The organism is Spirillospora sp. NPDC029432 (genome assembly GCF_040703975.1).
GTDB lineage: Bacteria > Actinomycetota > Actinomycetes > Streptosporangiales > Streptosporangiaceae > Spirillospora.
Genome location: NZ_JBEZWH010000056.1, coordinates 1 through 23,358, shown reverse-complemented (window position 1 = coordinate 23,358; position 23,358 = coordinate 1). Strand labels below are relative to the sequence as shown.

The following is a 23,358-nucleotide window of genomic DNA, read 5'->3' as shown; positions in this document are numbered from 1 at the left end:
ATCGGAGTGGTCGGGGCGGGGATCCTCGGGCTGGCCGTCGCACGGCGGCTGGCGGAGCTGCGCCCTGACGCGGAGCTGACCGTCCTCGACAAGGAGGACCGTCTCGCGGCCCACCAGACGGGCCACAACAGCGGCGTGGCGCACGCCGGGCTGTACTACGCGCCCGGCTCGCTGAAGGCGACGCTGTGCCGGCGCGGGATCGCGCTGCTCAAGGACTACTGCGCCGACCGGGGCCTCCCGTACGAGGAGTGCGGGAAGGTCGTCGTCGCGCGGAACGCGGCCGAGCTGGCGCCGCTGGCGGAGATCGAGCGGCGGGCCACCGCCAACGGCGTGCCGGGCCTGCGCCGGCTGGACGCCACGGGGCTGCGCGAGATCGAGCCGCACGCCGCCGGGATCGCCGCGCTGCACTCGCCGGAGACCGCCATCGTCGACTTCACGGCGGTGGCCCGCGCGTACGCCGCGGACGTGACGGCGGCGGGCGGCACGCTGCGGCTGGGCACGGAGGTCGTCCGGATCGGCCGCAGGGGGGACGCGGTCACCGTCCGCACCGGCGGCGGCGAGGAGCTGGTCTTCGACCGGCTGGTGATCTGCGCGGGCCTCCAGTCGGACCGGGTGGCGCGGCTGGCGGGCGACTCCCCCGCGCCGGCGATCGTGCCGTTCCGCGGCGAGTACTACCGGCTCGTCCCGGACCGGGAGCACCTGGTCCGGGGGCTGATCTACCCGGTGCCCGATCCGCGCTACCCGTTCCTCGGCGTCCACTTCACCCGGCGGGCCGGCGGCGGCGTCGACGTCGGGCCGAACGCCGTGCTCGCGCTGGCCAGGGAGGGCTACCGGCGCCGCGACGTCCGGCCCGCCGACCTGTGGGAGACGCTGCGCTGGCCGGGTTTCAAGCACCTCGCCCGGCGGCACTGGCGGACCGGCGTCAGGGAGATGTACGGCTCGGCGGTCAAGCGCGCGTTCCTGGCCGAGGCGCGCGCCTTCGTCCCGGACCTGCGGGCCGCCGACATGGTGCCGGCGCCCGCCGGGGTGCGCGCCCAGGCCGTGGACGCGGACGGCTCGCTCGTCGACGACTTCCGGATCGGGCGGCTGGGGCCGGTCACGACCGTGCGGAACGCGCCGTCCCCCGCCGCCACCTCGTCCCTGGCCATCGCCGAGCACCTGGCCGGGGAGATCCTCGCGGGCTGATCCTCGCGGGCTGATCCGGCGGCGCCCTCACCAGAGGGCGCGGTCGGCGCCCCTCGGGTCGGCGGCCACCGGGTTCCCGGCCCCGTCGAACACCTTCACCGGACGGGACGCGGCGTCGAACCGCTCCCAGCCGGGGTCGCCGTGGACGGCGAAGTCCACCCACGCGCGGTGCATGGCGTCGGCCAGCTCCTGCGGCGGGTTGGGGCCGGCCATCTCGCCCGACCCGTCCACGTTCAGGTTGTCGAAGACGAAGCCCAGCTCCAGCGCGTGGCAGGCGCCGAGGTCGTGGTTGGGCGACCGCCACGCGAACTCGTACATCCAGGTGGACCCGCCGTGCCCCTCGGCCAGCCGGTTGGCCGGGATGCGGAACAGGCCGTCGGTGATCAGCGTCGCGAGCAGCTCGCCGGCGGACATCTCGGGGTGGGCGTCCCGGTACGCGGCGACCACGTCGGCCCGCGTCCCCATCCCGGTCGCGATGGCGCCGACCAGGTCCTGGGTGAGGGCGGCGGCCAGCCCGGTCGGCATGAGGAAGAGCCGGAACTCCTCCGCCGTGTACCCGATCAGCAGGTCCACGTCCCGTCCGGCGCCGGCGGCGACGGCGTCCTCGGGGCGGCGGGCCAGCAGCTCGCCGTCCAGTACGGGCGTCAGCGCCATCCCGGAGGCGGCCGTGGTGGCGCCCCAGCGGCCCGGGTCGGGCAGCGCCGACACCTCCGCCGCCACCGCCGACTGCACCGGAATGATCTCGGCCGGGTCGAGCTTCGCGAACGCCTCGGCGGTCGGCTCGATCCCGAGCCGGGCGGCCATCTCCGCGCTGACGAGCAGCGCGTCCTCGGGCGTCTGCGCGATGGCGCCGGCGCCGCTCTGCGCGATGGCGCGGCGGAACAGCCCCAGGTCCAGCGACAGCAGCGTGCTGACGCTCATCGCGCCCGCCGACTCGCCGAACACCGTCACCCGGTCCGGGTCGCCGCCGAACGCCGCGATGTTGTCGCGCACCCACTCCAGCGCGGCGATCTGGTCGCGCAGCCCGCGGTTGGCGGGGGCGCCCGGCAGGTACGCGAAGCCCTCGACGCCCAGCCGGTAGTTGATCGTCACGCAGACGACGCCGTCGCGCGCGAAGTTCGCTCCGTTGTAGGCGCTCACGGCGCCCGACCCGTTCCGGAACGCCCCGCCGTGGATCCACACCATCACCGGCAGCCGCTCGCCGTCCCCCGGCGACGGCGTCCAGACGTTCAGGTTCAGGCAGTCCTCGCCGGGGATCTCCGGGTCGGGCAGCAGCATGTCGTACGGCTTGGGGTAGCCCGGCTTCGGCGCCGTGGGGCCGAACTCCAGCGCGTCCCGCACCCCGTCCCACGGCTCCGGCGGCCGCGGCGCGGCGAACCGGTCCGCCCCGAACGGCGGCGCCGCGTACGGGATCCCGAGGAACGCGGCCACCCCGTCCCGGCTCGCGCCCCGCACCTTGCCGTACCTGGTCTGGACGACGGTCTCCATCCGCACCCTCGTTTCTAGAACAAGATTCGAACAACTTGAGGGTAGCGACCCGCCGGTACGGACGGAACGGGCTTATCCGCCCGTGCGGTGCAGCATCCGGGTCAGGTGCTCGCGGGCGAAGGCGCGGACGGCGGCGTCGTCGTCCAGGGCCAGGCCGCCGCCGGGGATGAGCAGGACCGAGACGGCCACCCGCAACAGCACCTCGGCGACGGTCGCGTAGTCCTCGCCGTCGCCGGGCCGGGCGCGGCGCAGGCGGTCGGCGAGGATGTCGCGGGCGGCGAGCATGACGGCGCCGCCGTTCATGCTGAGCTGCGGCAGGAACGCCTCGGGCTCGCTCTCCAGCACGCGGGCCAGCAGCGGGTGCGTGCGGGCACCGCGCAGGCCCGCGACGAACCCCTCGACGACCGCGTCCTCGGCGGTCGGCAGGCCCTCGGTCGCGGCGGAGATCCCGCCGAGGAACCGCCGGCACTCGCGCAGGATCACCGCCTGGAGCAGCTGGTCCTTGCTCCCGAACCGCCGGTAGATGGTGGTGCGGGCGACGCCGCCGCGCTTGGCGACGTCCTCGACGCTGACCCGGCGCAGCCCGTAGGTCTCGAACTCGGCCAGGGCGGCGTCGAGGATCCGGGTGTCGAGACCGTCCGGGTCCCCGGCGCCGCCCGCGAGCCGGGCCAGCAGGTCCGCGGTCATCCGCGGATGCGGGCGTCGTAGGCCTTGCGCGCGTCCGGGTCGTACTCCAGGAAGATCTTGTCCAGGCCGAGCCGGCGCGACATGGCCTGCCGGAACCGGTCCGGGAAGAACCCGCTCAGCCGCACCTGGCGGCCGAGCCTGGCGGGCACGACCACCTGCGGCCGCGGCCGGCCGATCAGCGCGACGACGGCGGCGGCGATGTCCTCGGGCTCGGCGTTCTTCTGGCCCTTCGGGCTGGCGGTGCCGGCGACCAGTTCGGTGTTGGTGAACGTCGGCAGCACGGCGCTGACGTGGACCCCGCGGTCCTGGACCTCCAGCCGGGTCGCCTCGGTGAACCCGACGACGGCCGCCTTGCTGGCGTTGTAGAGGGCCAGGCCCGGCGTGTACAGGACGCCCGCCAGGGACGCGATGTTGATGATGTGGCCGCGCCCGCGCGGCAGCATCCGCTCCAGCGCCAGCTTGGTGCCGAGCATGACGCCGTGGACGTTGATGTCGAGGCAGCGCCGCGCGTCGGCGTCGCTCTCGCCGGTCACCGGGCCGATCGGCATGATCCCGGCGTTGTTGATCAGCACGTCGATCCGCCCGGCGCTCTCCAGGAACGCGGTGAACGACTCGCGCGAGGTGACGTCCAGCGGGTAGGCCGCGACGCCCAACTTCTCCCCGGCCTCCTTCACCGCGGTCTCGTCGATGTCGCCGATGACGACGGTGGCGCCCTTGGCCTTGAGGGCGCGGGCGGTGGCGAGGCCGATGCCGCGGGCGGCGCCGGTGATCGCGATGACCTTGCTCATCAGCTGTGCTCCAGACGGTCGAGTCGTACGGGCAGGCCGTCCCTGGGCGAGGGCAGCGAGGTGGTGTCCAGCGGCCACTCGTACCGGCCGGGGACGCTCCACCGGTGGTGCAGCAGGATCTGGTGCATGACGCTCTTCACCTGCATCCCGGCGAAGTGCAGCCCGATGCACTTGTGGGCGCCGCCGCCGAACGGGGACCAGGCGTACTTGTGCACCTTGTCCTCGCGCCGCTCGGGCGCGAACCGCTCGGGGTCGAACCGCTCCGGGTCCGGCCAGTACTCGGGCATGTAGTGGTTGGTGAGCTGCGGCACGACCACGAGCGAGCCGGCGGGGATGTGGTAGCCGAGGATCGAGGTGTCCTTGACGACCCGGCGGGGCAGCGCCGGCACGGGCGCCAGCAGCCGCAGCGCCTCCTTCATCACCAGGTCCGCCGACGGCAGCCGGTCGAGGTCCTCGAACTCCAGCGCGGGCTTGCCGAGCGCGAGCGACTCGTCCCGGAGCCGCTCCTGCCATTCGGGGTACTTGGCCAGGTAGTAGGCCATCGTGGTCAGCGTGATGGTGGTGGTGTCGTGCGCCGCCATCAGCGCGAAGATCATGTGGTTGACGACGTCCTCGTCGGTGAACCGGTGCCCGTCGTCGGTCTCGGCCTGGCACAGCGCGGCGAACAGGTCGTCGCCGCCGTCGCGGCGCTTGGCGGGCAGGTGCCCGCGGAAGAACTCCTCCAGCACCGCGCGGGCCCGCACGCCCTTGTGCCAGCGCAGCCCCGGCACCGGGAACCGCACGTACGCGGTGCCCGCCCGGACGGCGTCGATGAACGCCCCGTTGATCCGGTCGGCCTCGGCGCGCTCCAGCTCGACGCCCATGAAGACGTCCGTCGCCAGGTCGAGCGTCAGCTGCTTGACGTGGTCGTACACCTTGAAGCCAGGGCCGGGCTCCCACGCCTGGACGCCTTCCTTGATGCCGGGCGCCATCGCGTCCATGTACGACCGCAGCCGCTTCTGCGTGAACGCCTGCTGCATGATGCGCCGGTGGTGCAGGTGCTCCTCGAAGTCCAGGAGCATGATGCCGCGGTAGAAGAACGGCCCGATGAAGTAGCTCCAGGCGGGCCCGTTCGCGAACGCCTTGTCCCGGTTGACCAGCACCGTCTCGGCGGCCTCCGGGCCCTGCACGGTCACGGTGCGCTGGCCGAGCAGCCAGCCCCAGGTGACCGGCCCGAACTGCTCGTAGCGCTTGCGGGCGACCTTGAACGGCTGCCGCATGACCTGGAGCGTGTTGCCGATGAACGGGATGCCGGGCTGCCCGCGGACGGGCTTGAGCCCGCTGCCCTCCGGCGGCGGCGCGAGGATGGTGGTGGCCATGGGCCCTCCGCGTCATGGGGGAACAGAAAGGCGGAATCTGTAGCTTTGTTCTAACGCAGCGGGACGCCCCGCGTCCAGACCAGAACCGAATTCGGTTCAGCGGTAGGCGCCGCCCTGGTCCCGCTCGTACTCCGCCACCGCCGGAACGCTCCCGTCCCGCAGCGGCGCCGTCCGCGGCCGCCCCGACGCCGCCACCGGCACCTCGTCCACCACCCGCACCAGCGCGGGCCGCAGCGCGGGCTCGACCCGCAGCAGCGCCTCGGTCAGGTCGATCGGCTTCAGCTCGTCCCGCAGGCTGATCGCGGCCGCCACCTTCTGCTCCCGCTCCCCCGCCGGAACGCCGTACACCGCCACCGCGTCCACGGCGGGCAGCTCGCCCAGCGCGTCCCGGACCGGCCCCGGCGGCACCACGCCGTCCGCCGTGCGGATCAGCTCGGCCTCCCGCCCGGCCAGCCAGAAGTCGCCGTCGGCGTCCCGCCGGAACAGGTCGCCGGTCGCCATCCAGGCGTCCCCGGGCGCGAACAGGCCGCGCAGCGCCCGTCCCGCGTGCCCCGGCCGGACCCGCGCCACCAGCATCCCGATCTCGTCCGGCCCGCACTCGACCGCGAGCCCGTCCGGGCCCTCCGACAGCCGCCCGCGCTCCAGGTCGTACCGCGCCAGCCGCACCTCGGCGCTGCCCGGCAGCGGCCGGCCCAGCGCCCCCGGCTTCTTGCCGCCCAGGTTGACCAGGATCGCCTCGCCCTCCGTCGAGGCGTAGAACTCCAGCACCCGCGCCGGCGCGAACCGCTCCTCGACGCGCCGCCACAGCCCGCGCGGCATCCCCGAGCCGATGAACAGCCGGACCGGATGGTGCCGCTCCCCCGGATGCGGCGGCGCGTTCACCAGATCGCGCAGCGACGTCCAGGTGTACGAGGCCACCGTCGCCCCGTACCGCCTGGCCTCGTCCCAGAACGTCTCCGGGTCGTACGCGCTGGCCAGCGCCAGCCGCGCACCGCCGACCGCGGCGCCGCCCAGGCTCATCATCAGCGCGGACGGATGCTGCAGCGGCGTCAGGCTGTACACGGTGTCGGCCGGCGACAGGTCGGCCGACGAGGCCGTGCCGAACGCCGACAGCGCCCACCGCCGGTTGGTGATCCGGCTGGCCTTCAGATGCTCGCCCTCCCCCGTGAACAGCACGAACGCCAGGTCGCCCGCCAGCCCCGGATTGGGCCGGAACCACCCCGGCACCTCGACCTCGTCCGGATCGATCCGCTCCATGTCGACGACGCCCTCGTGCTCCCCGCCGCCGCCTCCCAGCAGGAACACCTCGGCCCCGGCCGCCACGGCCCGCGCCACGTTCTCCGGATCGGCGATGATCCGTTCCACACCGCCCAGCTCGACCTCGCGCCCGACATCGCCGTCCGGCCGCAGCAGCACGGCCACGGCCCCCAGCCGCGACAGCGCCGCCACCAGCGCCAGCGCGGTCGGCCGGGTCTCCATCAGCACCCCGACCGGATCCCCCTGCCGCACACCGATGTGGATCAGCCCGCGCACCACGGCGTCGATCCGCGCCTTCGCCGCCGCCTGCGTGTAAGCCCGCCCCTTGTACAGGAAGAAGACGTCTTCAGGATCGCGCTCGTCCAGGAGCAGCCCCAGCGACATCCGCGTCTCGGAGCCGATCCGCTCCAGCCGGGCCAGCCGCGGCAGGTTCTGCGTGGCCTGGTGCGCCAGCCGCCGCGACCCCTGGACGACCCGGGACGCCGACCGCACCGCCTCCGCGCCGAGCCCCACGACCAGCTGCAGCCCGTGCTCCCCCGGCACCACGGGCGCCTCCGCACCCGCCGGAACGACCACATCGGGCAGCTCGGCGCCGTCCTCGCGCCACCGCACCCACCCCGCGACCGCCGGCCACGTCTGCGCGACCGCCTGGCCGCCCACCACGAGCCCGAAATGCCCGGCCCGCAGCGCCGCCTCGTACACCTCGGCCCGGGGCGCCGCCCGCCGGATCCCGCGCACCATCTCCGGCGAGGCGATCTCATCGACCTCGCCGACGAACGTCAGCACCGGGCACGAGATGTCGGCGAGCGTCACCAGCCGGTCGCCGATGACGAACCCGCCGGTCAGCATGCGGTTGTGCGCGATGAACTGGCGGACGAACTCCGCCAGCGCGGGCCCGGGCCACGACACCCACCCCTCGCGCTCCAGGAACCGCCGCTGCCGCTCCCGCAGCGCCAGCCGTTCCCGGTCGTGCAGGCGCAGGATGAAGTCCACCCGGCTGCGCACCGACTTCACCGGGCTGAGCAGCTGGAACCCCGTCCGCGTCACCCACCCCGGCACCGCGAACCCGCCGAGCGGGATCCGCCCGGCCTCCCCGGCGACCCACCCCGGCACCCCGAACGGCAGCCCCACGCTCGTATCGGCGGGACTCCCGAACGTCACCACGGAGGCGATGCCCTCGCTCCTCCGATAGGCGGCCACCTGGTAGCAGAACATCCCGCCCTGCGAGTACCCGGCGAGGTGCACGTCCCGCCCGGTCAGCTCCCGCACCCGGTCGATCGCCTCGTCCACGGCCAGGACGTGATCGCTGACGGTCCGCTCCAGCCCGCCGGGCTCCCGCTCGGGCGCCCCGAAATCCACCACCCACGGATCCACGCCCAGCTCATGGAGCACGCCCACCGCGCTGACGCGCGCGGAGATGTCGTACACCTCCGCGCTGACCATCAACGGCGGCACGAGGAGCACCACCGGCCCGTCACCACCCGGGAAGTAGTGCCGCAGCCGGTGGACCCTGCGCTCCTGCCGCACCTCGAACGGCGAACCGTCCTCGCCGATGTCGAGCCCGCCGAACCGGGCGACCTCGAGCGCGTTCTGGGCGGTGCGGAGCACGGTGCTGATCACAGGGGGCATGGTCGCCCAATCAACTACAGAACGGTGGCCCCGTCCAGCTCGCCCGCCTGCAGCCGCTCCCACATGAACCGCCGCCGCGGCTTGCCGCTCGACGTCCGCTGGATCAGCCCGGACCCGATCACGATCGTCACCTCGACGTCACCGAGCCGCCGCCGCAGCATCTCCCGCACCGCGGGCGCCCAGCTCGCGTCGCCGGTCTCCGCGAACAGCGCCAGCCCGCGCGTACCGGCGCCCGGCACGCCCACGACCACGATGCGCCCCTTGTGCATCCCGCACACCTCGGCGACCTTGGCCTCCAGGTCCTCCACGTACACCGAGCGGCCGCGCGCCTTGATGCTGTCGCCCATCCGCCCGAGGACGAAGAGCTGCCCCTCGTAGAAGAACCCGGCGTCCCCGGTGAACACGGAACCGTCCTCGAACCGGGTGGACTTCCCCTCGGCCCCGGCGTAGTACCCCCCGCACGCCGACGCGCCGCCCACCACGATCTCGCCGAGGGACCCGTCCGGAAGCGGGTTCCCCTCGTCATCGACGATCCGCACGGGAACGTCGTCCTGCGGCGTCCCGCACCCGACGATCCACCCGGCCTTGGCCCCGAGCGACTGCTCGCCCAGCTCGTGCCACTCCACGATCCCGACCGGCCGGCCGAACTCCAGCGACGCCGCGTCGGGCCGTACGGCCAGCGGCCGGCGCCGCACCTGGTCCATCGTGACCAGCAGCGTCGTCTCCGCCATCCCGAACGCGGGCATGAACGCCTCGCGCGGGAACCCGAACGGCTCGGCCATCCGCGCGAACGACTCCAGCGCGTGCGGATCGATCGGCTCGGCCCCCACGATCACGCTGCGCCACCCCGAGAGGTCGACGCCCTCCAGCTGCTCGGGCTTGATCCGCCGCGCCGCGTACGCCAGCGCGAACGGCGGCGTGGCCGTGTGCGCGGCCTCCGCGAAGCACCGCACCCACCGAGCCGGATCCCGGATGAACTGGTCGGGCCGCATCAACCTCAGCGAAGCCTGAACCGTAATAGGCGTAATAAAACACCCAATAAGCCCCATGTCGTGATACAGCGGCAGCCAGGACGCGACGACGTCCCCATCCTCGAAGCCCGCCGTACGCGCGATCAGCTCGATGTTGGCCTCCAGGTTCTCCCAGGTGACCATCACCCCCCGAGGCGCCCCGCTGGACCCCGAGGTGAACTGCAGCAGCGCCAGCTCCCCGGCCTCCCGCACCTCCGCCTCGGCCTCTCCCTGCCGGGGCCGCCACGGCGTCCCGGAGATCCCCGCCTCGTCCATGGCCTGCGCCGCGAGCGGCGCCAACTCGTCCGAGGCGACCGTCAGCGCGGGCCGGGCCTGCCGCAGGATCGCCGCGACATGAGCGACGTACTCGTCGCCGTCCTGGAACAGCGGCGGCGTGATCAGGCAGACGGTCGCCCCCGCCGCCCAGACCCCGTAGTACGTCTCCACGCACGTGAAGTCGGTGGGCAGGATCACGCACACCACGTCGCCGGGCCGGACACCCTCCTCGATCAGCGCCGTGGCGGTGCGCCGCGCCGCACCGGCGAGGGCACCGTAGTCGCGGAACTCCCAGCCGCCGTCGTCCGCGGCCAGGTGGACGCCCCGTCCGGCGTTCGGCTTGTCCAGCCAGTCCCGCAGCCCAGATGCCATCGTCTCCCCTTCGCCGAAACCCACGAGTAACTTTCGCGGGAGTCTACGGCGTACGCAAGCGCCCCCCATCGGGGCCCACGGCGAAGCCGTCCATATCCTGGAACCATGCGCACTGGTGTGGCCGCCGCCCTGGACATCGCCCTGGTCCTGGTCTTCGTGGTGATCGGCCGAAGCTCCCACGACGAGGCCCTGTCCCCCGCCGGCCTGGCCACCACGGCCTGGCCCTTCTTCCTGGCCCTGGCCGCGGGCTGGCTCCTGACCCGGGCCTGGCGCCGCCCCGAGACCCTCCCCACCGGAGCCGGCGTCTGGCTCACCACGGTGGTCGGCGGCATGCTCCTGAGGGCGGTCTCAGATCAGGGAACGGCCCTGCCCTTCATCATCGTCGCCACCCTGTTCCTGGCGGCGGTACTCCTGGGCTGGCGCCTGATAGCCAAACTCACCACCCGCACCAAAACCACCCACCCGCACCAGCCCGTGTGATTCGGACCACGAACAGCCCGTGCGATCCGGATTTCGCACATCCCGCGTGATCAACATCCCGCGTGATCAGGACTTCGCACAAAAAGAATTTGGCCCGAACCGCCTAGGGGACGCGGGAGGCGAGCCGCCGCGGCTGTGGGAGGCGAAGCCTCCCGCCCCGGGGGTTCCAGGGGGTCGCCCCCCTGGGAGAAACGGCGAAGGGTCCCCCTGGGAGGAAGCCAAAGCTTCCGAACAGGAGGACCCTAGGACCCGTAGCGGGGGCAGGATTTGAACCTGCGACCTCTGGGTTATGAGCCCAGCGAGCTACCGAACTGCTCCACCCCGCGGTGATGTCTTAACTGTATTGGGCCCCTGGTGCTTAGGCAAACCGGTTGGCGCGGCGAGAGCGGCGGTGAGCATCTGCACGAGGTCGGTGACGAAGGTGTCGTGGTCGAGGAGGGAGTCGGTGCGTTCGGCGCGGTCGGCGAGGGCGGCGGTGAGGAACGCGATGGCGACGGAGATGCGTTCGAGGGCGAACGGTTCGGGGAGGGTGGCGCGGCAGCGGTCTTCGAGGAGTTTCAGCTGGGCGGCGAGCGCGGTGCCTTCGAGGAGGGGCGGGACGCGGTGGCTGCGGATGCCGGCCTGGCCGGCGACCTGGGCGACGATGCGGAGGAAGTCGCGGCCGTGCGGGGTCCGGAGTTCGGCGGCGATGGGTTCGACGACGGCGGCGGTGATGGCGCGCAGGTCGGTGGGGTCGAGGGTTTCGAGGGCGGCCGCGCGGGCGGGTTCCATGCGCTGGACGCCGGCGGTGAGGATGGCGGCGAGCAGGCCTTGGCGGGAGCCGAAGTGGTAGGTGATGGCGGAGTCGTTGGCCTGGCCGGCGAGCCGGACGATGTCGCGGGTGCGGGCTCCGTCGACGCCTTCTGACGCGAAGAGGCGGGCGCCGGCGTTCAGCAGGCGTTCTTTGGTGGCTCTTGCGTCTCTCGGCACAGCCCTTATAGTAACGGCGGACGTTATTAACGGAGGCCGTTACTATGTACGACCCGTTCTCGCCCGACTTCCAGGCCGACCCGTACCCCGTCTACCGGCGGCTCCGCGACGAGGAGCCCGTCCACCGGCACGAGGATCCGCCGTTCTGGGCGCTGTCCCGGTTCGATGACATCTGGGAGGCCGTACGGGACCCGAAGCGGTTCTCCTCGGCCCAGGGGCTCACGTTCCATCCGGACGAGATCGGGACGCTGGGCCTGGCCCCCACGATCGTGATGCTGGACCCGCCGCGGCACACCCGGCTGCGGCGGCTGATCAGCCACGGGTTCACGCCGCGGCGGATCGCGGAACTGGAGGACCTGCTGCGGGAGTTCGTCCGGGGACGCATCGCCCTGATGGAACGCAAGGCGGCCGACGGCGAGCCCGTCGACCTGCACCGCGACTTCTCCTCGCCGCTCCCCACGTTCGCGCTCGCGCATCTGCTGGGCGTCCCCGAGGCGGACCGGGCACGGTTCGATCCCTGGGTCGCCGCGCTGACGACCGTCCAGGAGGAGGGGCTGAACGGCACGGGCGCCGTCGAGGCGGTGGCGGAGATGTTCGCCTACTTCTCCGACGTGATCGCCGACCGGCGCAAGGATCCGCGGGACGATCTCATCACCGCGCTGACGGTCGCCGAGGCGGACGGCGAACGGCTGGCCGACTGGGACATCCTCGGCTTCTGCTTCGTCATGGTCGCCGGCGGCAACGACACCACGGGCAACCTGATCTCGCACGGCGTGGCCCTCCTCGACGCCACCCCCGCCGAGCGGGAGAAGCTGCTCAAGGACCCGGGCCTCATCCCGAACGCCCTGATGGAGTTCCTGCGGATGGAGGGCTCCGTGCAGTCGCTCGCCCGGACGACGACGGAGCCGGTGACGCTGCACGGCGTCGAGATCCCGGCGGGCGAGAAGGTCATGATGCTGTACGGGTCGGCCAACCGCGACGAGCGCGAGTTCGGCCCCACGGTGGACGAGCTGGACGTGACCCGCGAGATCCCGCGCCACCTGGGCTTCGCGACGGGCGTCCACTTCTGCATCGGCTCGCACCTGGCGAAGCTCCAGGGGCGGGTGGCGTTCGAGGAGCTGCTGGGCGCCCACCCGTCCATCGGCGTGGACCTGGCGGGCGCCCGGCGGATCAACTCCCCGTTCAGCCGGGGGTGGGAGACGCTCCCGGCGACGGGGCTCGGGAAGGGCTAGCCCATGTGCGGGTAGCGGTGGTCGGTCGCGGGGACGAACGTCTCCTTGATCGACCGCGGCGAGGTCCAGCGCAGCAGGTTGAGCACCGAGCCGGCCTTGTCGTTGGTCCCCGACGCCCGCGCGCCGCCGAACGGCTGCTGCCCGACCACGGCCCCGGTGGGCTTGTCGTTGACGTAGAAGTTGCCCGCCGCGAACCGCAGCGCCTCGGCCGTGCGGACGATCGCCTCCCGATCCCGCGCGATGACGGCGCCCGTGAGCGCGTACGCCGACACCGACTCCAGCTGCGCGAGGACCTCGTCGTACCGCTCGTCGTCGTAGACGTGGACGCCGAGGATCGGGCCGAAGTACTCGGTCTTGAAGATCTCGTTCTCGGCGTCGGCGGAGACCAGCACGGTCGGCCGCACGAAGTAGCCGACCGAGTCGTCGTACGTGCCGCCGGCCACGATCTCGACGGACGGGTCGGCCTTGGCGCGCTCGATGGCGTCGCGGTTCTTGGCGAACGCGCGCTCGTCGATCACGGCGCCCATGAAGTTGCCGAGGTCCGTCACGTCGCCCATGGCCAGGCCGTCGACCTCGGCGGCGAACTCGTCCTTGAAGCCGTTCTCCCAGATCGACCGCGGCACGTACGCGCGCGAGGCCGCCGAGCACTTCTGGCCCTGGTACTCGAACGCGCCGCGGATCAGCGCCGTCTTCAGGACCGCCGGGTCGGCGGACGGGTGCGCGACGACGAAGTCCTTGCCGCCGGTCTCGCCGACCAGCCGCGGGTAGCTCCGGTAGCCGGTGATGTTCTCGCCCACCGCGCGCCACAGCTTCTGGAACGTGGCGGTGCTGCCGGTGAAGTGGATGCCCGCCAGCTCGGGGTGCGGGAGCGCGACCTCGGACACGGCGGTCCCGTCCCCGGTCACCAGGTTGATCACACCGGGCGGGAGGCCGGCCTCCTCCAGCAGCCGCATCAGCAGGACGGCCGCGAACGTCTGCGTCGGGGACGGCTTCCAGACCACCACGTTCCCCATCAGCGCGGGCGCGGTCGGCAGGTTGCCGGCGATCGCGGTGAAGTTGAACGGGGTGATCGCGTACACGAACCCCTCCAGCGGCCGGTGGTCGGACCGGTTCCACACGCCGGGGCTGCTGATCGGCTGCTCGGCCAGCACCTGCCGCGCGAAGTGCACGTTGAAGCGCCAGAAGTCGATCAGCTCGCACGGGGTGTCGATCTCGCCCTGCTGGACGGTCTTGCCCTGGCCCAGCATCGTCGCGGCCAGCAGCGTCTCCCGCCACGGTCCCGACAGCAGGTCGGCCGCCCGCAGGAAGACCGCCGCCCGCTCGTCGAACGGCAGCGCCCGCCACGCGGGGGCCGCCGCCAGCGCGGCGTCGATCGCGTCCCGGGCGTCGCCGGCGGTCGCGGTGCCGAACGTTCCGAGCACGGCCGCGTGCCGGTGCGGCTGCACGACGTCGACCTTGGCGCCGGCGCCCATCCGCCGCACGCCGCCGATCGTCATGGGCAGGTCCATCGGCGCGGCCTGCAGCTCGGCCAGCCTCGCCTCCAGCCGGGCCCGCTCGGGGCTGCCGGGCGCGTACGTGTGGACCGGCTCGTTCACCGGCTGCGGCACGTGGGTCACGGCGTCCATGGAAACCTCCACATCAAAGGAACGAACGGAGAAAGAAGGCGAGGTTGGCGGGGCGCTCGGCCAGCCGCCGCATGAAGTAGCCGTACCAGTCGCCGCCGTACGGGACGTAGACGCGCATCCGCTCGCCCGCCCCCGCCAGCCGGCGCTGCTCGTCGGAGCGGATGCCGTACAGCATCTGGAACTCGTACGAGCCGGGCTCGCGGTCGTTGCGGCGCGCCAGCTCCAGCGCGATCTCGATCATGCGCGGGTCATGGCTGGCGATCATCGGGTGCCCGTCCTGCTCCATGAGCAGCCGCATCCCGCGCACGTACGCGCGGTCGACCTCGGCCCTGCCCTGGTACGCGACGGACGCCGGCTCCGCGTAGGCGCCCTTGACCAGGCGCACCCGGCCGCCGGCGAGATCGCGCAGGTCGCCCTCGGTGCGCCGCAGCATCGCCTGGATCGCCACGCCCACCCACGGGAAGTCCGCGCGCAGGTCCCGCACGGCCTCCAGGGTGGCGTCGACCGTCGTGTGGTCCTCCATGTCGACGGTCACGGTCATGCCGAGCGCGTCGGCGCGCTCGCAGATCCGCCGGGCGTGCTCCAGCGAGAGCGCCCGCCCGTCGCTCAGGCCCTGGCCGAGCGCCGACAGCTTCAGCGAGGCCTCGGCGTCCTTGGTCAGCCCGTGCTCGGCGAACGCGTCGAACAGCTCCAGGTACGCGTCGCGCACGGCCTCGGCGCGCTCCCGGTCCCGGGTGTCCTCGCCGAGGTGGTCCAGGGTCACGGCGAGCCCGGCGCCGGTGAGCTCCCGGGTGGCGGCGACGGCCGCGTCCAGGGCCTCCCCGGCCACGAACCGATCGACGACGGCCCTGGTCAGGGGCACGCTCACAACGAGACGACGCATCCGATCGCTGCGCGCGGACGCGAGAAGAAGCCGACTGATCACGCCTTCAAGCTAGGTCGCACCCCGGGTGACCGAATACAGTCAAATGTCACTTCGACCGACCGGATCCTTCATACATATGGATGACCTTCAAGACATCGTCGAGTCGGCGGCCGACCTCCTGCGGGCGCCCGCCACGCTCGAGGACCGCGACTTCCACCTCGTCGCGTACGCCGCCCACGGCCGGACCATCGACCCCGTCCGCACCGAGTCGATCCTGCACCGCCGTTCCACCGACGAGGTCCGCACCCGCTTCGAGCGGCACGGCATCGCCCGCGCCACCGGCCCGGTGCGCATCCCCGCCGACCCCGAGGCGGGCCTGCTGCCGCGCCTGTGCCTGCCCGTCCGGTGGAACAACGTGACGTACGGCTACCTGTGGCTGCTGGACGCCGACCACCACATCACCCGCGCCATGGCCGACCAGGCCGCCCCGCTCACCGAGCGCGCCGCCCTGCTGATGGCCCGCCAGACCCGGGACCGCGACGACCTCGGCTGGAAGCTCGCCGACCTGCTGACCACCCGCCCCGACGTGCGCGCCCAGGCCACCGGCGAGCTCGCCGAGATCCTGACGCCCCCGTTCACGGTGGCCGTCCTGCGCTCCGCCGAACCCGGGCCGCTCAACCCGTGGCTGCTCCCCCGCAACGTCGTGACCACCGTCTGGGAGGGCGACCACATCCTGGTGACGTCGCCCGCCAAGGCGGCCCAGACCGTCGAGCGCGCCCGCCGGCAGCTCCTGGAACGGCGCCCGTCCCCCACGTACGCGGGCCTGTACGGCCCCTGCCACGGCCTCACCGAGATCCGCGAGGGCTGGCTCCGCGCCCGCGTCGCCGCCCGCACGGCCGCCGACGGCGAGACCCGTACCTGGGAGTCGCTCGGCGCCCTGCGCCTCCTCCGGGCCGCCGACGACGAGTCCCTCGCCGGGACGCTGGCCGACCTCGCGCCGATGGGCGGCCTGGCCGAGACGGCGCGCACGTACCTGGACCTGGCGGGCAGCGTCCAGAAGACCGCCGCCGCGCTGAACGTCCACCGGCAGACCCTCTACGCCCGCCTGCGCCGCATCGAGGAGCTCACGGGCCTGGACCTCTCCGACGGCCGCGACCGCCTGACCCTCCACCTGGCCCTCACGCTCCGCCCCCACCTCAATATTTGACCATTCGTTCCAGATAGCCGTACGATCCCGATCATGGCCCGCACGAAGGAGTTCGACCCGGACGCCGTCCTGCGGCGCGCCATGGACCTGTTCCGGGAACGCGGCTGCGAGAACACCTCGATGGCCGACCTGGTCGAGCACCTGGGCATCGGCCGCGCCAGCATCTACGCCACGTTCGGCGGCAAGCGCGACCTCTACCTGAAGGCGCTGGCCCGCTACCGCGAGATCACGGACGGCGCCGTCCTGGAGTCCCTCTCCCGGCCCGGCCCCGCCCTCCCGGCCGTGCACGCCCTGATCGACGGCTACGCCCGCGAGTCGGCCACCGACGGGCACGGCTGCATGGTCGTCAACACCGCCGTGGAACTGGCCCCCAGGGACCCGGACGCGGCCCGCTGCGTGGAGGCCAGCTGGAGCCTCCTGGAGACCGCGCTGACCTCCGCGCTCACCCGCGCCCAGAAGCAGGGCGAACTCGCCGCCGAGAAGGATCCGCGGGCGCTGGCCCGCTTCCTGCTGGTCCTGTTCCAGGGGATGCGCGTCCTGGCCCGCACCCCCGACCCGTCCGACCGCCTCCGGGACACCGCCGCCCAGGCCCGGGCCCTCCTGTCCTGACCCCCGGCCCGCACGGCGGCCGCCCGCACGCATGCCCTGATTCTTGACCGATCATTCCAAATAAAGGAGAGTCATGACCGACTTCACCGGCAAGGTCGTCCTCATCACCGGCGGCGGAAGCGGCATCGGCCGCGCCACCGCCCTGGCGTTCGCCCGCGGGAACGCCACCGTCGTCGTCAGCGGCCGCACCCCCGGCCCCCTCGCGGAGACCGTCGCCCTGATCGAGAAGGACGGCGGGCGGGCCGAGGCCGTCCCCGCCGACGTCTCGAACGCGAGGGACGTGCAGAACCTGGTGGACGCCACGGTCCGCAACCACGGCGGCCTGGACATCGCGTTCAACAACGCCGGCGCCTTCGCCGCCGCCCCGGTCGCCGACATGGACGAGGACGCCTGGAACGCCCTGCTGGCGACCAACATCACCGGAGTGTTCCTCCCGATGAAGTACGAGATCGCCCACATGCGGGAGAACGGCGGCGGCGTCATCGTCAACACCTCGTCCAACATCGGCGCCCACCAGCGCCTCCCCGGCACCGGCGCCTACGCCGCCACCAAGGCCGCCGTCAGCGCCCTGACCCGTACCGCCGCCCTGGAGAACATCGCCGCCGGAGTCCGCGTCAACGCCGTCAGCCCCGGCCCGATCGACACCACGATGTCGCTGCGCCCCGGCGAGACCGAGGCCCAGCGCGCCGACCGCATGAAGACCGCCACGCCCATCGGCCGCGTGGGCACCACCGAAGAGACCGCCGCCACCGTCCTCTGGCTGGCCTCCCCCGCCTCCTCCTACGTGGTCGGCCACGACCTCGTCATCGACGGCGCCGCCACAGCATGACGCCCGGTGGGGGGCGGAGCCCCCCACCCCGGGGGTTCCAGGGGGTCGCCCCCCTGGGCCAACACAGCGAAGGGCCCTCCCGGGAGGAAGCGAAGCTTCCGACCAGGAGGGCCCTCGGACCGAGTAGCGGGGGCAGGATTTGAACCTGCGACCTCTGGGTTATGAGCCCAGCGAGCTACCGAACTGCTCCACCCCGCGGCGATGTCTTAACTCTATGGGGCGGGAGGGGCTTAGGCAAACTGGTTACGAACAGGTGGGGACGTCGCCCTTTCCTGCGTTGATGTTGTTGAGGGCGTCGATGGCGGTCTTGAGGGTGTCGGCGCGGACGAGGCGGAGTCCGTCGGGGCGGGCCTTGGCGGCGTCGGCGCAGTTGTCCGCGGGGGTGAGGAAGACGGTGGCGCCGGCGCGGCGGGCGGCGACCATCTTCTGCTGGATGCCGCCGATGGCGCCGACCTCGCCGGCGGGCGTGATGGTGCCGGTGCCGGCGACGAACGTCCTGCCGGGCAGCGAGCCGGGGGTCAGCTTGTCGACGATGGCGAGCGAGAACATCAGCCCGGCGCTGGGGCCGCCGACGTCGCCGACACTGATGTTGATCTTGAACGGGAACACGTACTCGTCGCGGAGGACGACGCCCATGACGGGACGGTCCGTACCGCCGTCCGGGGAGGCGACCGTCTTCAGGACGGCCTTCTCCTCCTTGCCGGAGCGCTTGTAGGTGATGGTCACCTGGCCCCCGGGCTTGCGCCCCTCCATCCGGCCGGTGACGTCCTCCAGCTTGGTCACCGGGGTGCCGTCCATGGCGACGACCTCGTCGCCGGGGCGGAGCCTCCCGTCGGCGGGCAGGCCCTTCTGCACGGAGTCGACCAGCACGCGGACCGGGAACTTGATGCCGAGCTGGTTCAGCGCGGCGGCCTCGGCGCTCTGCTGGGACGCCTCCATCTGGCGGGTGTTCTCCTGGTCGACCTGCTCCTGCGACTCGTTCTCCGGGAAGATCGTCTCCTCGGGGACGACCGCGACGTCGTCGTCCAGCCAGCCCTGCAGGGCGCTGAACAGGTCGAGCCGCGCGCCGGGGCCGCCGCGGTAGGTGACCGTGGTGAAGTTGAGGTGCCCCTGGTCCGGGTACGTCCGCCGGCCCTCGATCTTGATCAGGGGCTCGCCCTTCTCGTTGGTACCGAGGGTGTTGCTCGTCGGGCCGGGCCTCAACTCGACGTACGGGACGGGCATCTGCGAGCCGGCCAGGGCCAGCACCAGGATCAGCACGCTGGCGACGGCGAGCGTGGCGGCACGACGGGACATGGCGGAAACTCTATGCGGGATGGGGCGTTCAGCAGGCGCCGACCCACTCATCGCCGCCGTCGGCGAACAGCTGGTGCTTCCAGATCGGCACCCGCGCCTTGAGGTCGTCGATGAGCCGGCGGCAGGCCTCGAACGCCTCCGCGCGGTGCGGGCAGGACGCGGCGACGACCACGGCGAGGTCGCCGATCTCCAGGTCGCCGACCCGGTGCAGCGCCGCGAGCGCGCGGACCGGGAAGTCGGCGGCGACCTTCTCCATGACCGCGCGCAGCTCCCGCTCGACGGTGGGGTGCGCGCTGTACGAGAGCCGGCTGACGGCACGGGCGTGATCGGAATCGCGGACCGTCCCCACGAAGAGGGCGACGCCGCCGGCGCCCGGGTCGCCGACGGCGGCGAAGACCTCGTCCACCGACAGCGGCGTGTCGCGGATCCCGATCAGCCTGATGATGTCCTCGCTCACGTTCGGCAGGCTACCCGGCGCCCGGCTCGACCGGCTCGTCCGGTTCGAACGTGGCGGCCAGCGCGTCCGCGAGCGCCGGTACGAGGTCCGGCCCGACCAGCACCTCGTCGTCCACGTCGTGGCGGCGCAGCCGCAGGGCGGAGTGCCGGGTGCCGTCCCGGAGGACCCCGACGACCATGCGGACGTCCTCGCGGGCGGGATGCTTGGCGGCGAACTCGGCGGCCTCGGCCGCGTCCTCCGGGATCTCCTCCTCCACCTCGGGCGGCAGGACCACCCGTTCCAGGACCAGGGCGCAGCCGGTGACGGCGTCCGGCCAGGCGATCGTGGCCAGCGCGTCCTCCACGGCGGCCTGTTCGGGGAGGGCGGGCTGTTCGAGGGCGGCGAGGGTGTCGACGTCGGGGCTCAGGCCGAGCTGGTCGGCCAGTTCCGGCTCCGCGACGCGCAGCTCCTTGCTCTGCACGAGGGCGTAGAGGCGCGGGGCGGCGTCCCAGCCCTCCTGCGCGGAGTGGCGTTCGAGGTCCTGTACGACTTCTTCCAGAAGACTCACGGGCCCATCTTTCCCCCAATCGCATGGAGGAAATGCGGGAACCCCCCGTTCACTCGGTAAGTTGCATAGACAGCACCGGCCGTGTGCCGGCCTTCAGGCACGACCTTTTCGAACGGAGGGGCCCTTGACCTTCCGGACTCCCGCATTCGGGCGCCGGCTTGGAAACGGCCGGAGCCGGCTCGTACTACCGGTCCTGGTGGTACTGGCCGTGCTGCTGGTCGCGTTCATGCTGTTCACGTCCATCTGGACCAACCTGCTGTGGTACCGCTCGATCGGCTTCTCGTCGGTCTACACGACGGAGCTGTGGGCCAAGGTGCTCCTCTTCGTCGGCTCCGGCGCGCTGATGGCGCTGCTGGTGGGCGCCAACATGGTGATCGCCTACCGGCTGCGGCCCGCGTACCGCCCCCTGTCGGTGGAGCAGCAGGGTCTGGAGCGCTACCGCGCCGTCGTGGACCCGCGCCGCAAACTGATCGCCGGCGGGCTGCTCGGCCTGCTGGCCCTGCTGACGGGCTCCTCGGTGGCCGGCCAGTGGCCGGTCTTCCTCGCGTTCCTCAACCGCACGCCGTTCGGCGTGGAGGACCCGCAGTTCCACAAGGACGTCTCGTTCTACGTCTTCACCTACCCGTTCCTGCGGCTGATCCTGGGCGTGGTCTTCGCCACCGTGATCCTGTCGGTGCTGGCCGCGCTGATGGTGCACTACCTGTACGGCGGGCTCCGCCTGCAGGGGCCGGGCGACAAGGCGAGCCCGCCCGCCCGCGCGCACCTGTCGGTGCTGGTGGGGCTCTTCGTGCTGGTGAAGGCCTTCGCGTACTGGTTCGACCGGTACGGCCTCGTGCATTCGGAACGAGGAGCGACGACGGGCGCGTCCTACACCGACGTCAACGCGCTGCTGCCCGCCAAGACGATCCTCGCGGTCATCGCGGTGATCTGCGCCGCGATGTTCTTCAGCAACATCATGCGCAAGGGGATGATGCTGCCCGGCGTGGGCTTCACGCTGCTGGTGCTGTCGGCGATCCTGGTCGGCGGCGTCTACCCGCTGCTGATCCAGCAGTTCCAGGTCAAGCCGGACGAGCTGGCCAAGGAGCGCGAGTACATCCAGCGCAACATCGCGTTCACCCGCAAGGCGTACGGGGTGGAGAACGCCAAGGTCACCACCGAGTACGGCGCCCGCCCGAACACCGACCAGAAGACGCTCCAGGCCGAGCGCGACCGGATCGGCCCCGACGGGGTGCGGCTGCTCGACCCGAACGTCGTCGGCGAGACGTTCCAGCAGCTCCAGCGGATCCGGCCGTTCTACCAGTTCCCCGACACCCTGGACGTGGACCGCTACCAGATCGACGGCCAGAACGTCGACACGATCGTGGCGCTGCGCGAGCTGTCGGGCGCCCCGGCCGGGCAGCAGAGCTGGGTCAAGGACCGGATGGTCTACACCCACGGCTACGGGTTCGTGGCGGGGCACGGCGGCCGGTTCGCCGGCGGCGGCACCCCGGAGTTCCTGTCCAAGGACATGCCGCAGTCGCCGCAGTCCAAGATCCAGGTGAACCGCCCGCAGATCTACTTCGGCGAGCGGTCCCCCGACTACTCGGTGGTCGGCGGCAAGGGCCAGCAGGAGCTGGACTACCCCGACAACAGCGCGGCCGGGCAGAAGAACACCACCTACGAGGGGCAGGGCGGCGTCCCGGTCGACTCGTTCCTCAACAAGCTGCTGTTCGCGACCAAGTTCCAGGAGAAGAACCTGCTCCTGTCGGGCGCGATCAACGACGGCGCCAGGATCCTGTACGACCGGCACCCGCGCGAGATGGTGCAGAAGGCCGCCCCGTGGCTCACGCTGGACGGCGACCCGTACCCGACGGTGGTGAACGGCCGGATCACGTGGATCCTGGACGGCTACACCACCTCGGGCGCCTACCCGTACTCGGAGCAGACCAGCCTCGGGGACGCCACCCGCGACACCGTCACCGACACCCGCTCGGCGGTGGCGCGGCAGGCCAACGACCGCATCAACTACATGCGGAACTCGGTCAAGGCGACGGTGGACGCGTACGACGGGACGGTCCGCCTCTACCAGTGGGACGTCAACGACCCGGTGGCCAAGACCTGGATGAAGGTCTTCGACGGCACCGTCCAGCCGCGCGGCAGCATCCCGCCGGAGCTGGAGAAGCACTTCCGCTACCCGCAGGACCTCTTCAAGGTGCAGCGGCAGATCCTGGCCAAGTACCACGTGACGGACGCCAACGCGTTCTACAACGGCGAGGGCTTCTGGGAGGTGCCGGAGGACCCGGGCGCCAAGGGACGGCGGCAGCCGCCGTACTACCAGAGCCTCCAGATGCCGGGCTCCCAGGCGGAGGGCTTCGCGCTGACGACGGTCTACAACCCGCGCGAGAACCCGAACCTGGCGGCGTTCATGGCGATCGGGTCGACCCCGGGCAAGGACTACGGGCAGATCCAGATCCTCCAGCTGCCGCGCAACTCCACGGCCCAGGGGCCGGGGCAGGTGCAGAACTCGTTCGAGACCGATCCCAAGGTGAAGGGCGAGCTGTTCGCGCTGCGGCAGGGCGGCACCCGCACGGTGCCGGGCAACATGCTCACGCTCCCGTTCGCCAACGGGATCCTGTACGTCGAGCCGATGTACACGATGGCGGCCGGGACCGCCGAGCAGCAGCCGTACCCGCTGCTGGCCAAGGTCCTGGTCCGGTTCGGTGACAAGGTGGCCTCCGGGAACGATCTCAGCGAGGCCATGGAGGCGCTGCTGGAGAGCGTCACCGGCGGCCAGCAGCCGGACCAGGGCGGGCAGCAGCCGGATCAGGGCGGCCAGCAGCCCGACCAGGGCGGCGGCGGCCAGCTGAGCCAGGCGGCGCAGCAGGCCATCGACGACCTGGAGGCGGCCGTGAGCGACTTCGACAAGGCCCAGAAGGAGGGCGACTTCGCGGAGATGGGCAAGGCGTGGGACCGGGTCAAGAAGGCCCGCGACGCGCTCGCCGCGGCGCAGCAGCAGGCCGCGCGCCCGGCGGCCTCGCCGAGCCCGAGCCCGTCTCCGAGCGGCTCGCCGTCGCCGACGGCCTCACCCGGCGGCTAGAGAAATCCCACAGAGAAGGGGCGCCGGGCGAGCGCCCGGCCGGCCGGGCCCCGAGCGGGGGGGGCCCCGAACCCCCGCGCGCCGCCCCGTCCGGCCCCACAACGCCCGCGGGACGG

At 72.4% G+C, this 23,358-nt stretch carries 19 protein-coding genes and 2 tRNA genes; 7 read left to right on the top strand and 14 right to left on the bottom strand.

Translation table 11 applies throughout. The features are described from left to right. Positions 1-1,185 carry an L-2-hydroxyglutarate oxidase gene (lhgO, locus tag AB0881_RS31705; protein WP_366622894.1) on the top strand — a complete coding sequence of 395 codons (1,185 nt, stop codon included), beginning with the start codon at positions 1-3 and terminating at the stop codon, positions 1,183-1,185. A gap of 27 nt (positions 1,186-1,212) precedes the next feature. Here the strand turns inward: lhgO and AB0881_RS31700 are convergent, their stop codons facing one another. From AB0881_RS31700 to AB0881_RS31675, 6 genes are all read right to left on the bottom strand, one after another. Next, positions 1,213-2,673, bottom strand: coding sequence for a carboxylesterase/lipase family protein (locus AB0881_RS31700; protein WP_366622844.1), 1,461 nt, complete (start codon positions 2,671-2,673; stop codon positions 1,213-1,215). 72 nt (positions 2,674-2,745) lie between these two features. After that, on the bottom strand, positions 2,746-3,360 hold the full coding sequence (locus AB0881_RS31695; protein ID WP_366622841.1) for a helix-turn-helix domain-containing protein: 615 nt from the start codon (positions 3,358-3,360) through the stop codon (positions 2,746-2,748). Then, positions 3,357-4,148: an SDR family oxidoreductase gene (locus AB0881_RS31690; RefSeq protein ID WP_366622839.1), complete on the bottom strand. Its 792-nt coding sequence runs from the start codon at positions 4,146-4,148 to the stop codon at positions 3,357-3,359. The genes AB0881_RS31695 and AB0881_RS31690 overlap by 4 nt, the downstream gene beginning before the upstream one ends. Next, a complete protein-coding gene (locus AB0881_RS31685; RefSeq protein WP_366622838.1) occupies positions 4,148-5,506 on the bottom strand; it encodes a cytochrome P450 in 1,359 nt (452 codons plus the stop codon). Before AB0881_RS31685 ends, AB0881_RS31690 begins: the two co-directional genes overlap by 1 nt. 96 nt (positions 5,507-5,602) lie before the next feature. Then, positions 5,603-8,383, bottom strand: a complete 2,781-nt coding sequence (locus tag AB0881_RS31680) for an AMP-binding protein (RefSeq protein WP_366622836.1) — start codon at positions 8,381-8,383, stop codon at positions 5,603-5,605. Positions 8,384-8,406: 23 nt separating this feature from the next. Continuing rightward, positions 8,407-10,050, bottom strand: coding sequence for an AMP-binding protein (locus tag AB0881_RS31675; protein WP_366622835.1), 1,644 nt, complete (start codon positions 10,048-10,050; stop codon positions 8,407-8,409). 105 nt (positions 10,051-10,155) lie between these two features. On the opposite strand from AB0881_RS31675, the gene AB0881_RS31670 reads away from it, so the two are divergent. Further along, entirely contained in the window at positions 10,156-10,530 is a 375-nt protein-coding gene (locus AB0881_RS31670; protein WP_366622833.1) for a DUF3054 domain-containing protein, read from the top strand. 252 nt (positions 10,531-10,782) lie between these two features. Here AB0881_RS31670 and AB0881_RS31665 read toward each other — a convergent pair. Beyond that, a tRNA-Met gene (locus AB0881_RS31665) sits at positions 10,783-10,856 on the bottom strand. Then, positions 10,834-11,499, bottom strand: a complete 666-nt coding sequence (locus AB0881_RS31660; RefSeq protein WP_366622831.1) for a TetR family transcriptional regulator — start codon at positions 11,497-11,499, stop codon at positions 10,834-10,836. Before AB0881_RS31660 ends, AB0881_RS31665 begins: the two co-directional genes overlap by 23 nt. Positions 11,500-11,543: 44 nt before the next feature. Here AB0881_RS31660 and AB0881_RS31655 point away from each other — a divergent pair, with 44 nt between their 5' ends. Continuing rightward, positions 11,544-12,731, top strand: coding sequence for a cytochrome P450 (locus tag AB0881_RS31655; protein ID WP_366622829.1), 1,188 nt, complete (start codon positions 11,544-11,546; stop codon positions 12,729-12,731). Here the strand turns inward: AB0881_RS31655 and pruA are convergent. Both pruA and AB0881_RS31645 read right to left on the bottom strand, forming a co-directional pair. Continuing rightward, a complete protein-coding gene (gene pruA, locus AB0881_RS31650) occupies positions 12,728-14,356 on the bottom strand; it encodes an L-glutamate gamma-semialdehyde dehydrogenase (RefSeq protein ID WP_366622827.1) in 1,629 nt (542 codons plus the stop codon). The genes AB0881_RS31655 and pruA overlap by 4 nt on opposite strands. 13 nt (positions 14,357-14,369) lie before the next feature. Further along, positions 14,370-15,281 (bottom strand): proline dehydrogenase family protein, encoded by a 912-nt coding sequence (locus AB0881_RS31645; RefSeq protein WP_366622825.1) that lies wholly within the window; start codon positions 15,279-15,281, stop codon positions 14,370-14,372. 76 nt (positions 15,282-15,357) lie between these two features. On the opposite strand from AB0881_RS31645, the gene AB0881_RS31640 reads away from it, so the two are divergent. The 3 genes from AB0881_RS31640 (at position 15,358) to AB0881_RS31630 (ending at position 17,866) form a co-directional block, all read left to right on the top strand. Further along, on the top strand, positions 15,358-16,428 hold the full coding sequence (locus tag AB0881_RS31640; RefSeq protein WP_366622823.1) for a helix-turn-helix domain-containing protein: 1,071 nt from the start codon (positions 15,358-15,360) through the stop codon (positions 16,426-16,428). A gap of 33 nt (positions 16,429-16,461) precedes the next feature. Beyond that, positions 16,462-17,037: a TetR family transcriptional regulator gene (locus AB0881_RS31635; protein WP_366622821.1), complete on the top strand. Its 576-nt coding sequence runs from the start codon at positions 16,462-16,464 to the stop codon at positions 17,035-17,037. A 73-nt stretch (positions 17,038-17,110) separates the two neighbouring features. After that, on the top strand, positions 17,111-17,866 hold the full coding sequence (locus AB0881_RS31630; RefSeq protein WP_366622819.1) for an SDR family oxidoreductase: 756 nt from the start codon (positions 17,111-17,113) through the stop codon (positions 17,864-17,866). 124 nt (positions 17,867-17,990) lie between these two features. Here the strand turns inward: AB0881_RS31630 and AB0881_RS31625 are convergent. The 4 genes from AB0881_RS31625 to AB0881_RS31610 all read right to left on the bottom strand — a co-directional run bounded on the left by AB0881_RS31625 (position 17,991) and on the right by AB0881_RS31610 (position 20,166). Further along, positions 17,991-18,064 (bottom strand) — tRNA-Met (locus AB0881_RS31625). Positions 18,065-18,109: 45 nt separating this feature from the next. Then, entirely contained in the window at positions 18,110-19,162 is a 1,053-nt protein-coding gene (locus tag AB0881_RS31620) for a PDZ domain-containing protein (RefSeq protein ID WP_366622817.1), read from the bottom strand. 28 nt (positions 19,163-19,190) lie between these two features. Continuing rightward, a complete protein-coding gene (locus tag AB0881_RS31615; protein ID WP_366622815.1) occupies positions 19,191-19,619 on the bottom strand; it encodes a molybdenum cofactor biosynthesis protein MoaE in 429 nt (142 codons plus the stop codon). 10 nt (positions 19,620-19,629) lie between these two features. After that, positions 19,630-20,166 (bottom strand): PPA1309 family protein, encoded by a 537-nt coding sequence (locus AB0881_RS31610; protein ID WP_366622813.1) that lies wholly within the window; start codon positions 20,164-20,166, stop codon positions 19,630-19,632. Positions 20,167-20,362: 196 nt separating this feature from the next. Between AB0881_RS31610 and AB0881_RS31605 the strand changes: the two genes are divergently transcribed. Next, on the top strand, positions 20,363-23,242 hold the full coding sequence (locus tag AB0881_RS31605; protein WP_366622811.1) for a UPF0182 family protein: 2,880 nt from the start codon (positions 20,363-20,365) through the stop codon (positions 23,240-23,242). Positions 23,243-23,358 lie beyond the last annotated feature (116 nt).

Excerpts from the sequence above, each read along its gene's own strand:
- AB0881_RS31630 (WP_366622819.1), top strand. The coding sequence starts at position 17,111 with ATGACCGACTTCACCGGCAAGGTCGTCCTCATCACCGGCGGCGGAAGC.
- pruA (WP_366622827.1), bottom strand. The coding sequence starts at position 14,356 with ATGGACGCCGTGACCCACGTGCCGCAGCCGGTGAACGAGCCGGTCCAC.
- AB0881_RS31695 (WP_366622841.1), bottom strand. The coding sequence starts at position 3,360 with ATGACCGCGGACCTGCTGGCCCGGCTCGCGGGCGGCGCCGGGGACCCG.
- AB0881_RS31675 (WP_366622835.1), bottom strand. The coding sequence starts at position 10,050 with ATGGCATCTGGGCTGCGGGACTGGCTGGACAAGCCGAACGCCGGACGG.
- AB0881_RS31690 (WP_366622839.1), bottom strand. The coding sequence starts at position 4,148 with ATGAGCAAGGTCATCGCGATCACCGGCGCCGCCCGCGGCATCGGCCTC.
- AB0881_RS31700 (WP_366622844.1), bottom strand. The coding sequence starts at position 2,673 with ATGGAGACCGTCGTCCAGACCAGGTACGGCAAGGTGCGGGGCGCGAGC.
- AB0881_RS31640 (WP_366622823.1), top strand. The coding sequence starts at position 15,358 with ATGGATGACCTTCAAGACATCGTCGAGTCGGCGGCCGACCTCCTGCGG.
- AB0881_RS31670 (WP_366622833.1), top strand. The coding sequence starts at position 10,156 with ATGCGCACTGGTGTGGCCGCCGCCCTGGACATCGCCCTGGTCCTGGTC.
- AB0881_RS31620 (WP_366622817.1), bottom strand. The coding sequence starts at position 19,162 with ATGTCCCGTCGTGCCGCCACGCTCGCCGTCGCCAGCGTGCTGATCCTG.
- AB0881_RS31635 (WP_366622821.1), top strand. The coding sequence starts at position 16,462 with ATGGCCCGCACGAAGGAGTTCGACCCGGACGCCGTCCTGCGGCGCGCC.
- AB0881_RS31655 (WP_366622829.1), top strand. The coding sequence starts at position 11,544 with ATGTACGACCCGTTCTCGCCCGACTTCCAGGCCGACCCGTACCCCGTC.
- AB0881_RS31685 (WP_366622838.1), bottom strand. The coding sequence starts at position 5,506 with ATGGCCACCACCATCCTCGCGCCGCCGCCGGAGGGCAGCGGGCTCAAG.